The organism is Amaricoccus sp. (genome assembly GCF_017995835.1).
Lineage (GTDB): Bacteria > Pseudomonadota > Alphaproteobacteria > Rhodobacterales > Rhodobacteraceae > Amaricoccus.
The window spans coordinates 38,883-52,213 of sequence record NZ_JAGOID010000010.1; the positions used below are offsets into that span (position 1 = coordinate 38,883).

Below are 13,331 nucleotides of genomic sequence, written 5' to 3' on the forward strand. Positions count from 1 at the left end.
CCCATGCCCTATCGCGTCGAGAATTCCTGGTCTCCCTCTCCCGCCCCCGCGGGCACGCTGACCGTCACGCTCCACAATCTCTCGGATCAGCCGCTGGCGGGCTTCCGGCTCTCCTTCACCGCGATCACCCGCGTGGCGCCGGGCGCGCCGGCGCCCGAGAACGCGGTCTTCGTGCGCCGCGACGCGAACTACCACGAGTTCGCCCCGCCGGCCGGGCTGAGCGTGCCGCCGGGCGGCGCCTGGACCTTCCGCGCGACCGGCCTCAACCGCGCGCCGATGCACCGGCTCGACTGCGTCAAGACCGCCTATGTCACGCTGGCCGATGGCCGGCACGTCGACGCCGGGGTCGGCGACCTCGTCCTCGACTCGGCCGCGCCGGAGGCTCCGCCCGCGCGCCTGCCCGAGGGCCGGCTCACCGAGCCCTTCGCCCTCCTGCCCTGGCCCGCCCGCGTCGAGCTTCGGCCCGGCGAGGCGCCGCTCGCGCTCACCCCGGCCGACGGGACCGCGCGCGAGGATCTGCTGGCGCTCGCCGAAGCCGGCGCACTGCACCGCCGCCTCTTCGGCGCGGCGCAGGCGGCGGTCTCGCTCTCGCCCGTCCCCGGCGGCCGCGCGGTGGAGTTCGCGCGCGACCCGGGCCTCGCGCCCGGCGCCTACCGCCTCGCCTTCGCCCCCACGATCCGGCTGGAGAGCGGCGACGCCGACGGCCGCCGCCATGGGCTGGTGGCGCTCGTCCAGCTGCTGCACGGCGCAACCGAGAGCGGCGATGTCTTCCGCTTCCCCGCCTCCGGCGTCATCGAGGACGCGCCGCGCCACGGCTGGCGCGCGTGCCATCTCGACGTCTCGCGCCACTTCTGGCCGGCGGACGACGTGCGCCGCTTCCTCGACATTCTCGCCTGGTACCGGATGAACGTCTTTCACTGGCACCTGACCGACGATGAAGCCTGGCGCTTCGAGGTCCGCGCCTTCCCCGAACTCACCGCCATCGGCGCGACGCGCGGGGCCGATGCGCGGCTCCTGCCGCAGCTCGGCGATCCCGCGGCCACGCGGACGGCCTTCTACACGCAGGCGGAGCTTCGCGACGTCGTCGCCCACGCCGCGCGGCTCGGGATCGAGGTCGTGCCCGAGATCGAGACGCCGGGCCACGCCACCGCCATGCTCGCCGCCCTGCCGCGCCTCGTCGATCCCGACGAACCGGCGGAGAGCTACCACTCGGTGCAGGGCTATCCCAACAACGCGCTCAATCCGGCGGTGGAAGCCACCTACGAGGTGCTCGGCGCCATCCTCGACGAGATGGTGGAGATCTTCCCCTCGCGCCGCATCCATATCGGCGGCGACGAGGTTGCGGACAATTCCTGGCTGGCCTCGCCCCTCGCCCGCGCGCTGATGGAGCGCGAGGGCCTCGCCGGCACCTTCGAGCTGCAAGCCTGGTTCCTGCGCCGGCTCAAGGGGATGCTGACCGAGCGCGACCGCGTCCTCGTCGGCTGGAACGAGGTCGCGCACGGCGGCGGCGTGCCGCCGGAGGGGACGATCCTGATGGCCTGGCAGAGTTCGGAGGTCGGGATCGCCCTCGCCCGCGAGGGCTACGACGTGGTGATGACGCCGGGACAGGCCTATTACCTCGACATGGCCCAGTCGCCTGTCTGGCTCGAACCCGGCGCCGGCTGGGCGGGTTCCTCGACGCCCGCGCAGACCTATGCCTACGAGGCGGACGAGGGTTTCCCCGAGGAGCTGCGCGCCAAGGTCCGGGGCGTCCAGGCCTGCATCTGGTGCGAGCATTTCCACGACCGCCAGTATTTCAACGACCTGGTCTTCCCGCGCCTCGCCGCGGTGGCCGAAGCGGCCTGGACCCCGCCGAAGGCCAAGGACTGGCTGCGCTTCGCCGCGCAGGCGCGGCGATGCCCGGGCCTGTGAACCTGATCCGCGAGGGAACGATCATGCCGCGCATCGCCGTCGGTGGCATCCACACCGAATGCTCCACCTCCTCGCCCGCGCTGATGCGCGAGGAGGATTTCCGCGTCCTGCGCGGCCCCGACCTGCTCGGGGCCGACTATTTCGACTTCCTTCCCCGCGAGGGGGTGGAGCCCGTCCCGCTGCTTCACGCCCGCGCCGTGCCCGGCGGGCCGGTGGCGCGTGCGACCTATGACGCCTTCAAGGCCGAGTTCCTCGACCGCCTGACCCGCGCGCTGCCGCTCGACGGCGTCTATCTCGCCATGCACGGGGCGATGCATGTCGAGGGGATGGAGGATGCCGAGGGCGACTGGATCTCCGCCGTGCGCGCCGTCGTCGGCCCCGACCTGCCGATCGCCACGAGCTACGACCTGCACGGCAACGTCACCCAGCGGATCGTCGACGCCATCGACATCTTCTCCGCCTATCGCACCGCGCCACATATCGACGTGCGCGAAACGATGCAGGCCGCATGGGAGATGCTGCTCCGCCGCCTCGCCGGCGACGAGCGCCCCGGCGTCGTCTGGGCGCCGGCGCCGCTGCTGCTCCCCGGCGAGCGCAGCTCGACCGAGGACGAGCCGGCCCGCTCGCTCTACGCCGCCTTGCCGGAATTCGACCGCCGCCCGGGCGTGTGGAAGGCGGATCTGATGATCGGCTACGTCTGGGCCGACGAGCCCCGCGCCACCGCCGCCGCCGTCGTCACCGGCACCGACCCCGAGGCGACCCGCGCCGCCGCCGAGGAAATCGCCGCCCGCTTCTGGGCCGCGCGCGACGACTTCCGCTTCGGCCCCGTCACCGGCCCGCTCGCCGAGATGCTCGACCGCACCGCGGCCGCGACCACCGCGCCGGTCATCCTCGCCGATTCAGGCGACAACCCGACCGGAGGCGGGGTGGGCGACCGGGCGGACGTGCTCGCCGCGCTGATCGCCCGCGACTGGCAGGGCGCGCTGGTCGCCGGGATCACCGACGCCCCCGCCGTCGCGGCCTGCTTTGCCGCCGGCGAGGGCGCGGATCTGACGCTGCGGATCGGCGCGACCCTCGACCCCGCCGGGATCTCCGTCACCACGCCCGCGCGCGTGCTCATGCTCGACGATCCCGGACGCGAGCCGGAGCGGCAGGCGGTGGTCGCGATCGGCGGCGTCACCCTCATCCTCGCCGCCCGGCGGCGTCCCTACCACGCCATCGCCGACTTCACCCGCCTCGGCCTCGACCCCAAGGGCGCGCGGCTCCTGGTGGTGAAATCGGGCTATCTCTCGCCCGAACTCGCCCCGATCGCCAACCCCAGCCTCATGGCCCTGACCGACGGCTCGGTGAATCAGGACATCGCGAACCTGCCCAACCACCGCCGGCGACTGCGCCGGCTCCCCTACGATCCGGATACCGACTTCGCCCCGCGGGGGCTCGCCTCCGCCCGGTTCAGCCGCTGATCCACGACTGATGCGAGTTCACGACTGATGCCCTTCCTCGGGATCCTCCGACGCCATCCGGTGGCGCGCGCCTGCGCCGCCGGGATCTTTCTCTTCGGCTTCGCCGGCGCCGCGACCTCGCCCTATCAGTCGGTTATCGCGATCCGCGAGCTCGGCATGGGAGATGCCGTCTATTCGCTCGTCATCTTCGCCGCGGCCGTGGCGAACGTGCTCGCCAGCGTCGCCATCGGCATCTTCGCCGACCGCCGCGCCAGCTATCGCCGCCCGCTCCTCGTCACCACCGGCCTCGGGGCCGCCGGTTTCGCGGCCGTCTATCTCCTGCCCTCCGCCCCGGTCTTCGCCTTCGCCCTGGTGGGTCCGGTGGCGATCTACGGCGCCTCGAACGCGCTCTACTTCGCCAAGGCGAAGAGCCACGAGGCCGACTTCACCGCCGCCGAGTCCGAGGAGGTCGGGACGCTTCTGCGCATGATGATCTCGCTCGCCTGGGTGCTGGTCCCCGGCCTCGTCGGTTTCGCCCTCACCGGCCGCGCCTCGCTCCTCCCCGCCTACCTGATCGCCGCGCTGACCGCGCTCGTGGCGCTCGCCGTGCTCGCCGCCGGTCTGCCCGCCGACCGCGAGCGCCCGGAGGGCGCCGCGCGCGCCGGTCTCGCCGATATCCGCTCGCTCGCCACGCCCGGCCTCGCACTCCGCGTCCTCGCCACGGCGCTCGCGACCTCGGTCCTGCACGTCAACGCCGCGGTGCTGCCGCTCATCGTCACCGGCCAGGCGGGCGGAACCGCCGCCGACGTGGGCGTCATCGTCGGCTATGTGGCGGTCATCGAGATCGTCTTCATCTTCGTCTGGGCGCTGATCTGCCGGCGTCTCTCCATGCCGGTCGCGCTCGCCGTGAGCATGACCCTCTATCTCGTCTATCTCCAGGCGCTGGCCACCGCCCCCGGCATGGGTCAGGTTCACGCCGCCAGCGTCCTCGCCGGGATCGCCGCCGCCGCCATCATCACCCTGCCGATCCCCTATCTGCTCGGCCTCATCGCCGGCCGGCCCGGCCTCTCCGCCTCGCTGATCGCGATCAACCAGTTCCTCGCCGCCGGCATCGGCGCCGGGATCTTCGCCGGCGGCACGGCGCTTGGCGGCTATCCGGCGGCCGCGGCCATCTCGGGGGCGGCGGGCCTGCTCGGCGGCGTCCTCCTGCTCGCGCTCGACGGCTGGCGCCGGCAACCCATGGTGGCCCAATGACCCGCATCCTGCTCGAAGTCTGCGTCGACGACCCCGAGGGCCTCCGGGCCGCGCAGGCGGGCGGCGCGGACCGCCTGGAGCTTTGCTCGGCGCTGGCGCTCGGCGGGCTCACGCCCTCGCCCGCGCTGGTCGCCATGGCGGCGCGCGAAGGCATCGCCGCGCTGGCGATGATCCGGCCGCGGGCGGGCGATTTCGTTTGGACCCCCGCCGAGATCGCCGCGATGGAATCCGAGGTCGCGCTCCTGCGCGCCGCCGGCGCCCGCGGGGTGGTCATTGGCGCGAACCATGCCGACGGGCGGCTCGACGGCGCCGTGCTGGCCCGCCTCGCCCGCGCGGCCGAGGGGCTGGACATGACGCTGCACCGCGCGATCGACCTCGCCCCCGATCCCGAGGAGGCCGTGGCCCTCGCCGTGGAACTGGGGTTCCCCCGGATCCTGACCTCGGGAGGGGCGGCGCGGGCGGTCGACGGGTTGGACAGGCTCGGCCGGATGGCGCGGGCGGCGGCGGGACGGCTCATCGTCATGCCGGGCGCCGGCGTCTCGCCCGAGATCCTGCCAGCCTTCTCCGGCCTGCCCCTGACCGAGATCCATGCCTCCTGCTCCGCGCCGCTGCCGGCGCCTACGGGAAAGGTCGCCGCCTTCGGCTTCCAGCCGCCGGGCGCCCGGCGCACCGACGCCGCGCGGGTGGCGGCGATGCGCGCAGCACTCGACGCGCTCGCTCAGCCGAGCGGCTTGTAGGCCACCGCCTCGATCTCGACCTTGGCGTCGACCATCAGCGCGGATTGAACGGTCGCGCGCGCCGGGGGCGCGTCGATGAAATGCTTCTCGAACACCGCGTTGAAGGACGAGAAGTCGCGCGGATCGTCGAGCCAGCAGGTGACCTTCACCACATCCGCCAGCGTGCAGCCCGCCGCCTCCAGCACGCTCCGGAGGTTGGCGATCACCTGCTCGGTCTGCGCGACGATCCCGCCGGGGACGACCTCGCCGCCGACGGTCGGAACCTGACCGGACACGAAGACGAAATCCCCGGCCCTGACAGCCTTCGCAAAGGGCCGCCGCTGACCTCCGGCCTGCGGGTCGGCGACGTCGTAGCGGATCAGGCGCGGATCAGGCATGGGCTGCTCCCGGAGCTGGCTTCGAGAGATGAATGATGCAGCGCTCGGACCTATCGTCAACACCGCCGATGCCGCGGCGCCGGCCCCGAGCGTCAGCCTCGGCGCAACAGGTAGGTGTCCATGATCCAGCCGTTGGCGGCGCGCGCCGCTTCGCGGGTCTCGGCGATGCGCTCCGCGACTTCGGAGAGCGGCCCGGAGATCAGGATCTCGTTCGGCATGCCGAGATAGGCGCCCCACCAGATCGTCACCCCGTCGGGATCGATGCGGCGAAACGCGCAGTCGCCGTCGAGCATCACCGCGACGGATTCCGCCTCGCCCGGCGCCGCGGCGAGCCGCCGGCCGGTCGTAACCTGCACCGGTCCGCCGACGGCGTTGAGCGGCACGCCGTGGCGCGCCGCCAGCACCTGCAGGCTGGTGATCCCCGGCGCCACCCGCCGGGCGAAGGGCAAGCCGTCCGCGGCGAGCAGGTCGAGGATGCGCAGCGTGCTGTCGTAGAGCGAGGGATCGCCCCAGACGAGCAGCGCCACGGCGCCGGTCTCCCGCTCGAGCAGTACGCGGTAGCGGTCGGCGATCGCCCGGTGCCAGGCGTCGACCCCCGCGCGGTAGCCGCCCGTTGCGTCGCGCACCGGCATGTCGAACTCGACGATCCGGGTCGCCCGAGCGTCGAGGAAACGCTCGCAGATCTCGCGGCGCAGTTCGGCGAGATCGGCCTTTGCCGGTCCCTTGCGCGGGATCAGCACGAGATCGGCGGCGTTGAGGGCGGCGATCCCCTCGAGCGTCATGTGCTCCGGGTTGCCGCTGCCGATGCCGATGACGACGATCTCGAGCATGGGGGCCTCAGTCGCTGGCGATGGCATGAAAGAACGCGCCGGTGACCCGCCCGCGCCGCGCGCCCGCGGCCCCGAGCGCGGCGCCCTGCCCGTCGAAGAGCTCGGCGAGCGGCGCGTCCCTGCCGGGTTCGATCACCCGCGCGTAATGGAACTCGTGCCCGCGGATGCTCGCCCCCGCGCGCCCGATCGGGGCGTCGGCCATGAGCCGCGCCCGGCGGTAGCCGAGGTTCATCCGCCGCCGGGCGAAGCTCGTCACGTGGCCGAGAAGCCCCGTCATCGCGTGCGTCACCCCGTCCGCGTCCTCGAGCGCCCGCCCGAGCACCATGAACCCGCCGCACTCGCCGTGGACCGGCCGCGTCGCGGCGAACCGCCCCAGCCCGTCGCGGAACCGCGCCGCCGCCGCGAGGCGCCCGGCGTGGAGCTCGGGATAGCCCCCCGGCAGCCAGCAGGCGTCGCAGCTCGGGTCCGGCGCCGCGTCGGCGAGCGGCGAGAACGCCACGAGCTCGGCGCCGGCCGCGCGCCAGCCGCGCACGACATGCGGATAGACGAAGCTGAACGCCGCATCGTCGGCGATGGCGATGCGCTGGCCGGGCGGCGGCAGCAGCGCCGCCCCGTCGCCCCCGGGCCCGTCGTCGCACCGAAGACCGGGAGCCTCGGCGAGCGCCAGCACCGCGTCGAGGTCGATCGCCGCCGCCATCACGTCGGCGAGCCGCTCGATGAACGCCTCGAGCGCCGCGTGCTCGCGCGCCTGCACCAGCCCGAGATGGCGCTCGGGCAGCCCCATGTCCGGGTCGCGGCGCACCGCGCCGACGACCGGCAGGCCGATCGCCTCGACCGCCGCGCGGCAGAGCGCCTCATGCCGCGGGCTCGCCACCTGGTTCAGCACCACCCCGCCGATCCGCACCGCCGGGTCGTGGGCGGCGAAGCCGCGGGCGCCAGGTCCGCCGCGGCCCCGCTTCGGCCCGGGGCGGCCGGGATGCCGTCGAAGAGCCCCATGGCGCTCTCGACCACGAGGACGTCCGCCGCCGCCTGATCGGCCGCCAGCCGGTCGAGGAGTGCTGGCGGCATCGCCCAGCTGTCGAGGTTCACCCCGGGCGCCCCCGTCGCCGCTTCGTGGAAACCCGGGTCGATGTAGTCCGGCCCCGACTTCGCGCCACGGACCGCAAGGCCGCGCCGGCGGAACGCCCGCATCAGCCCGACCGCAACGCTGGTCTTGCCCGAGCCCGAGCGCGCCGCACCGACGATGAAGGCGCGCCCCGTCACGCCGGCGCCTCGCTCCGGGCGAGCGCCAGAAGCTCCTCGCGCAACGCGACGATCGCGCCGACGACGATGAGCGCCGGCGCCCGGATCCCCTCCGTCGCCACTCGTGCGGCGATGCTGCCGAGATCGGCGACGAGGACGCGCTCGTCCGGCGTCGTCGCCGAAGCGATGACCGCCGCCGGAGTCTCGGCCGGCAGGCCGCCCGACATCAGCGCCGCGGCGATCCGGCCGATGGCGGCGAGCCCCATGTAGATCACGATCGGCTGGCCGGTCCGGGCGAGCGCCGGCCAGTCGAGGTCGTCCGGCGTGCCGGCGGCGTGGCCGGTCGCGAGGATCAGCGCCTTGCTGACCCCGCGCCTCGTCGCCGGGATCCGCGCGTCGGCGAGCGCGCCGAACGCCGCGGTCACGCCCGGCAGCACCCGGAACGGCACGCCGGCGCGGGCGAGCGCCAGCGCCTCCTCGCCGCCGCGACCGAAGACGTTGGGATCGCCGCCCTTGAGGCGCAGCACGCGCGCACCCTCGCCGGCGAGCTCGATCATCAGCGCGTTGATCGTGTCTTGCGGCGTCGATGGCGCCCCGCGGCGCTTGCCGACGAAGTGCAGCTCCGCCCCCGCGGCGGCCCGCAGCGTCCCGGGATCGACGAGCGCGTCGTAGACGACCGCGTCCGCCGCGGCGAGTGCGGCGACCACGTCGAGGGTCAGGCAACCGAGGCTCCCCGGGCCCGCTCCGGCCAGCCAGACGTGCCCGGGCTCGAAGGCCGGCAGCACCGGCGCCAGCCGGGCGAGGGCGTCGCAAAGATCTACGGCGCGGCTCATGCGCCGTCCCGCCCGCGAAAGCGACGCTGATAGCCCGCGTCGTAGAGCGCGCTGTCGCGAAAGCCCTCCGCCGCGAGGCCGGGGCCGACGAGGATGATCGCGGTCCGGTCGATCGGCGCTGCGGCGAGGGCGGCCTCGATGTCGCCGAGGGCGCCTCGCACCACCCGCTCCGTCGGCCAGGAGGCGCGGGCGACCACGGCGACCGGGCAGTCGGCGCCGTAGAGCGGCTCGAGCTCGGCCACGACGCGGGAAAGCGCGTGCGCCGCGAGGTGGATCGCCAGCGTCGCGCCGGTTGCGCCGAAGCCTGCCAGGGTCTCGCGCGACGGCATCGCCGAGGCGCGGCCGGAGACACGGGTGAGCACGAGGCTCTGCGCCACCTCGGGGATCGTCAGCTCGCGCCCGAGCGCCGCCGCCGCCGCGGCGAAGGCGGGCACCCCCGGCGTCAGCGTGTAGGGGATGCCGTGGCGCTCGAGCCGGCGCACCTGCTCGGCGACGGCGCTCCAGATCGAGAGATCGCCCGAGTGCAGGCGGGCGACGTCCTGCCCTGCGGCGTGGGCGGCGAGGTACTCCGCCTCGATCTCGTCGAGCGAGAGCGGCGCCGTGTCGACGCGCCGCGCGCCCGGCGGACAATGCGCGAGGAGCTCCGGCGGCACCACCGAGCCGGCGTAGAGGCAGACCGGGCAGCGGGCGAGGAGGTCGCGGCCGCGCACGGTTATGAGGTCGGCGGCGCCCGGGCCGGCGCCGATGAAATGCACGGTCATGGCTCGTCTCGCGTTGCGATGGCGCAGGTCACCCGCCCGACCGCCAGGCGCGGGCCGAGCAGGCGGGCGCCCGCGCCGGCCGCCGCCAGCGCCGCCGCCTCGGAGGCCGACCCGGCGCCGGTGGCGGCGCGCGACGCGTCCGACCGGGTGAGAAGGCGGGCGTCGTCCACGGGCGCGACGACGAGGAGCGGCAGCCCGAGCCGCAGCGCCGCCTCGGCAAGCGCGGGCTCGTCCCGTTTCAGGGTCGCCAGCGTGTCGAGGGCGATGGCGGCGTGAGCGGCTCGCGCCGCGGCGACGGCGGCGATGACCTCGGCCGCGTCGACGCCGCGGCGACAGCCGATGCCGGCGACCATCATGGCTTCGTCCATCCCCATTGCACGACCGGCATCGCCGGGCGCCAGCCGGTCATGCCGCCAACGGGGGCGGCGCGGGCGATCGAGATCGTGGTCAGCGTACCGCCGAGCCGTGCGGCGGTCGCCGCGAGCAGCGCCTGCATCTCGAGCGTCACCGCGTTCGCGACCATGCGCCCGCCCGGGGGCAGCGCCGCCAGCGCCGCGTCGAGCACGCCGGGATCGGCGCCGCCGCCGCCGAGGAAGATCGCCGACGGTGCGGGCAGCCCGGCCAGGGCCGCGGGCGCCGCGCCTTCGACGACAGTGAGGCCCGGCGTTCCGAGCGCCGCCGCGTTCCGCCGGATGCGTGCCGCACGCGCGGCGTCGGCCTCGATCGCGACGGCGCGGAGCGAGGGATGGCGCAGCATCCACTCTATGCCGACCGACCCCGCACCGGCGCCGATGTCCCAGAGCAGCTCCCCCCGCCGCGGCGCCAGCGCCGCGAGCGTCACCGCGCGCACCTCGCGCTTGGTGAGCTGGCCGTCGTTCTCGAAGAGCGTGTCGTCGAGTGTGCCGAGGGGCAGGACGCGCGCCCCCGGCGCCGCGACGACCTCGACGGCGACGACGTTGAGCGCGCCGCAGGCGGTGTCGGCGAAGCGCGCGGCGATGCCGTCGCGCAGGCGCTCGTGCGGTCCGCCGAGCGCTTCGAGCACGCAGAGCCGCGAGGCCCCGAACCCGTCGGCGACGAGCAGCCGGGCGAGCAGGGCAGGGGAGCTGCCGTCGGAGGTGAGCGCGAGGATGCGGCTGCCGGGGTGCAGCAGCGGCCGGATGGCCTCGATCGCCCGGCCGTGCAGCGAGATCGTCTCGGTCTCGTGCAGCGCCCAGCCCAGCCGCGCGGCGGCGAGGCTGAACGCGGACGGCGCAGGGACCACCTCCATCTCGTGCGCGTCCAGCCGCCGCGCCAGCGTCGCGCCGACGCCGTGCTGGATCGGATCGCCCGAGGCGAGCACGCAGACCCGCCGGCCGCGCAGCGCCAGCACCTCCGCCATCGCGGCATCGAACGGGCTCGGCCACGCCCGCGCCTCGCCGGAGACGAGCGCCGCCGCGAGCGTGAGGTGCCGCCGCCCGCCGAACACCACCTCGGCCGCGCCGATCAGCCGCCGCGCCCGCGCCCCGAGGCCGGCCAACCCGTCCTCGCCGATGCCGACGACCGCCAGCCACTTCGGGTTTGCCGTCGCTGCCGGAACGTCGCTAGATGCGCTCCCATGCATGTCCTCATCCTCGGCGGCGCCGGCGAGGCCCGCGAGCTTGCCCGCCGTCTGTCCGGGCGCCCGGGGCTCCGCGTCACCCTCTCCCTCGCCGGTCGCACCCGCGCGCCGGAGATCCCCGACGCCGCCGCCCGCGTCGGCGTCCGCGTCGGCGGCTTCGGCGGCGCGGACGGCCTCGCCGACTGGCTCCGCGCCCACGCCGTCGCGGTCCTCGTCGACGCCACGCACCCGTTCGCCCGCCGGATCTCCGGCAACGCCGTGCGCGCTGCCGCCGCCGTCGCCATCCCCCTCGTCGTCCTCGAGCGCCCGCCGTGGCAGGCGGTCCCCGGCGACCGCTGGACCCGCGTCCCCGACATGGCCGCCGCCGCCGCGGCCCTCGGCGACGCACCCCGCCGGGTGTTCCTCGCCATCGGCCGTCAGGAGGTCTCCGCCTTCCGCGCCGCCTCGCACCACCACTACCTCGTCCGCAGCATCGAACCCGTCGCGCCGGCCGACCTGCCACCCCGCGCCGAGACCCTCCTCGCCCGCGGCCCCTTCGCCGAAGCCGACGAGCGCGCTCTGCTCGCCGCCCGCGGCGTCGAGGTCGTCGTGGCGAAGAACAGCGGCGGCGACGCCACCTATGGCAAGATCGCCGCCGCCCGCCACCTCGGCCTGCCCGTCGTCCTCGTCGACCGCCCGACCCGCCCGGAGGCCGCCGCGACGGTCGAGGCCGCGCTCGCCCGCCTCGATCACGTCGCGGGCTCCGCAGATCGCGGCGTATAGACCAGCGGCGGCAACGCCCCCCGCGCCACCGTCCGCGTCGCCGGCGACCCGACGATCACGCAGGTCGCCATGTCCGCCATCCCCGGCCGCGCCTCGTCGAGCGACACCACCGCGATCCGCTCGTCCTCCCGCCCCGCCGCCCGGCCGAAGATCACCGTCGTCTCGGGCGGCAGCACCGCACGCAGCACCTCGAAGGCCCGGCCAAGCTGCCATGGCCGCGCCCGGCTGACCGGATTGTAGAGCGCCAGCGCGAAGCCCGCCTCCGCCGCCACGCCGAGCCGCCGCTCCACCGTCGGCCACGGCTTCAGGTTGTCCGACAGCGAGATCGCGCAGAAATCGTGCCCGAGGGGCGCGCCGCAACGCGCCGCCACCGCCAGCATCGCCGTCACCCCCGGCAGCACCGCGACATCGAGCCGCCGCCACGCCTCCGGCCCCGCCTCCAGCGCCTCGCAGACCGCGGCCGCCATGGCGAAGACCCCGGGATCGCCCCCCGACACCACCGCCACCTGCCGCCCCGCCGCCGCCAGCGCCAGCGCGGCCTTCGCCCGCGCCAGCTCCTCGCGGTTGTCCGAGGCATGCGCCGTCTGGTCGGCCCTGAGGGTGAGCCGTGCGAGGTAAGGCCCGTAGCCGAAGAGATCCGAGGCCGCCGCGAGCGCCGCCGCCGCCTCGCCGGTCAGCTGCGCCGCCGGCCCCGGCCCGAGCCCGACGACGACGAGCCGCCCGCTCACGGTCGACCCGCTCACGGCCGCCCCTCCCAGCCGGGCACCAGCACGATCGAGAAATAGGGCGCGACGTCGTCCGCCTTGGCCGACAACGGCGTCGTCACCGTCCGGGCCATGGTGCCGCGCTCGACGTAGACCGCCCGCCCGAGCTTGCCCGTCGCGGCCAGCGCGCTGCGGATCCGCGGCAGGTTCCGCCCGACCTTCATGATGACGCAGGCCGGGCTGTCGAGCAGCCGCCGCGTCAGCTCCGGCTCGTCGAGCGTCCCCGGCAGCACCGTCAGCACCTCGTCTCCCTGCACCAGCGGCAGCCCCGCCTGGCTCCAGCACCCCGACATCGCGGTGATGCCCGGGATCACCTCCGTCGGCCAGCGCCGCGACAACCGCACATGCAGGTGCATGTAGGAGCCGTAGAACAGCGGATCGCCCTCGCTCAGCACCGCGACCGACCGCCCCTCGGCGAGATGCGCCTCGACCGCCGCCGCCGCGTCGGCGAAGAACCCGTCGATCGCCGCGACATAGCCTGCCTCGCCCCGCGGCGCCTCGGTCGTCACCGGGTAATGCAGCGGCAGCTCCACCACGCCCGGCCCGAGCAGCCCCTCGACCGTCGCCCGCGCGTTGCCCGCGCGCCCGGCCTTGGCGAAATGCGCCACCACGTCGGCGGCGGCGAGCGCCCTCACCGCCTTCACCGTCAAAAGCTCCGGGTCGCCCGGTCCGGTTCCGACCCCGATCAGCCGCCCGCTCATCAGTGCACCCTTGCGGTGGTTGAGCTTTTCACCCCGCATGCGGGGTGAAAAGCTCGGCCCGCACCGAGCGCCCGCCGCGACGGCCAAGCTCGCTTGCCAGCGAACGGCCAGCATGAGACC

General features: G+C 75.0%; 13 protein-coding genes and 1 pseudogene. 5 read left to right on the forward strand and 9 right to left on the reverse strand.

The window, feature by feature from the left end; translation table 11 throughout:
* The first annotated feature begins 3 nt into the window (after window positions 1-3).
* From KBA23_RS03240 to KBA23_RS03255, 4 genes are read left to right on the forward strand one after another with little or no spacing between them, the layout of a single operon-like run.
* Window positions 4-1,911, forward strand: a complete 1,908-nt coding sequence (locus tag KBA23_RS03240; protein WP_290736847.1) for a family 20 glycosylhydrolase — start codon at window positions 4-6, stop codon at window positions 1,909-1,911.
* Window positions 1,896-3,374 carry a M81 family metallopeptidase gene (locus KBA23_RS03245; RefSeq protein WP_290736849.1) on the forward strand — a complete coding sequence of 493 codons (1,479 nt, stop codon included), beginning with the start codon at window positions 1,896-1,898 and terminating at the stop codon, window positions 3,372-3,374. The genes KBA23_RS03240 and KBA23_RS03245 overlap by 16 nt, the downstream gene beginning before the upstream one ends.
* 27 nt (window positions 3,375-3,401) lie before the next feature.
* The gene (locus tag KBA23_RS03250; protein WP_290736851.1) at window positions 3,402-4,607 is read left to right on the forward strand and encodes an MFS transporter; all 1,206 of its coding nucleotides are present in this window, start codon (window positions 3,402-3,404) and stop codon (window positions 4,605-4,607) included.
* Window positions 4,604-5,344, forward strand: a complete 741-nt coding sequence (locus tag KBA23_RS03255; protein WP_290736853.1) for a copper homeostasis protein CutC — start codon at window positions 4,604-4,606, stop codon at window positions 5,342-5,344. Before KBA23_RS03250 ends, KBA23_RS03255 begins: the two co-directional genes overlap by 4 nt.
* On the opposite strand, the gene KBA23_RS03260 is transcribed toward KBA23_RS03255, so the two are convergent.
* From KBA23_RS03260 to cbiE, 7 genes and pseudogenes are all read right to left on the reverse strand, one after another.
* Complete coding sequence (locus KBA23_RS03260; protein WP_290736856.1) at window positions 5,326-5,721, reverse strand: RidA family protein; 396 nt, start codon at window positions 5,719-5,721, stop codon at window positions 5,326-5,328. The two genes, KBA23_RS03255 and KBA23_RS03260, sit on opposite strands and share 19 nt — an antisense overlap.
* Before the next feature lie 92 nt (window positions 5,722-5,813).
* Entirely contained in the window at window positions 5,814-6,551 is a 738-nt protein-coding gene (cobF, locus tag KBA23_RS03265; protein WP_290736858.1) for a precorrin-6A synthase (deacetylating), read from the reverse strand.
* Between the two features lie 7 nt (window positions 6,552-6,558).
* Window positions 6,559-7,742, reverse strand: a pseudogene (locus KBA23_RS03270) (cobyrinate a,c-diamide synthase).
* Window positions 7,743-7,810: 68 nt separating this feature from the next.
* A complete protein-coding gene (gene cobA, locus KBA23_RS03275) occupies window positions 7,811-8,626 on the reverse strand; it encodes a uroporphyrinogen-III C-methyltransferase (RefSeq protein WP_290736860.1) in 816 nt (271 codons plus the stop codon).
* Window positions 8,623-9,387, reverse strand: coding sequence for a precorrin-4 C(11)-methyltransferase (gene cobM, locus KBA23_RS03280; RefSeq protein WP_290736862.1), 765 nt, complete (start codon window positions 9,385-9,387; stop codon window positions 8,623-8,625). Before cobM ends, cobA begins: the two co-directional genes overlap by 4 nt.
* Complete coding sequence (locus KBA23_RS03285; RefSeq protein ID WP_290736864.1) at window positions 9,384-9,755, reverse strand: cobalamin biosynthesis protein; 372 nt, start codon at window positions 9,753-9,755, stop codon at window positions 9,384-9,386. Before KBA23_RS03285 ends, cobM begins: the two co-directional genes overlap by 4 nt.
* Entirely contained in the window at window positions 9,740-10,987 is a 1,248-nt protein-coding gene (gene cbiE / locus KBA23_RS03290) for a precorrin-6y C5,15-methyltransferase (decarboxylating) subunit CbiE (RefSeq protein ID WP_290736866.1), read from the reverse strand. The genes KBA23_RS03285 and cbiE overlap by 16 nt, the downstream gene beginning before the upstream one ends.
* On the opposite strand from cbiE, the gene KBA23_RS03295 reads away from it, so the two are divergent.
* On the forward strand, window positions 10,982-11,746 hold the full coding sequence (locus tag KBA23_RS03295; RefSeq protein WP_290736868.1) for a cobalt-precorrin-6A reductase: 765 nt from the start codon (window positions 10,982-10,984) through the stop codon (window positions 11,744-11,746). The two genes, cbiE and KBA23_RS03295, sit on opposite strands and share 6 nt — an antisense overlap.
* Here KBA23_RS03295 and KBA23_RS03300 read toward each other — a convergent pair.
* Both KBA23_RS03300 and KBA23_RS03305 read right to left on the reverse strand, forming a co-directional pair.
* A complete protein-coding gene (locus tag KBA23_RS03300; RefSeq protein WP_290736872.1) occupies window positions 11,713-12,474 on the reverse strand; it encodes a precorrin-3B C(17)-methyltransferase in 762 nt (253 codons plus the stop codon). The two genes, KBA23_RS03295 and KBA23_RS03300, sit on opposite strands and share 34 nt — an antisense overlap.
* 11 nt (window positions 12,475-12,485) lie before the next feature.
* Window positions 12,486-13,211 carry a precorrin-2 C(20)-methyltransferase gene (locus KBA23_RS03305; protein ID WP_290736870.1) on the reverse strand — a complete coding sequence of 242 codons (726 nt, stop codon included), beginning with the start codon at window positions 13,209-13,211 and terminating at the stop codon, window positions 12,486-12,488.
* Window positions 13,212-13,331 lie beyond the last annotated feature (120 nt).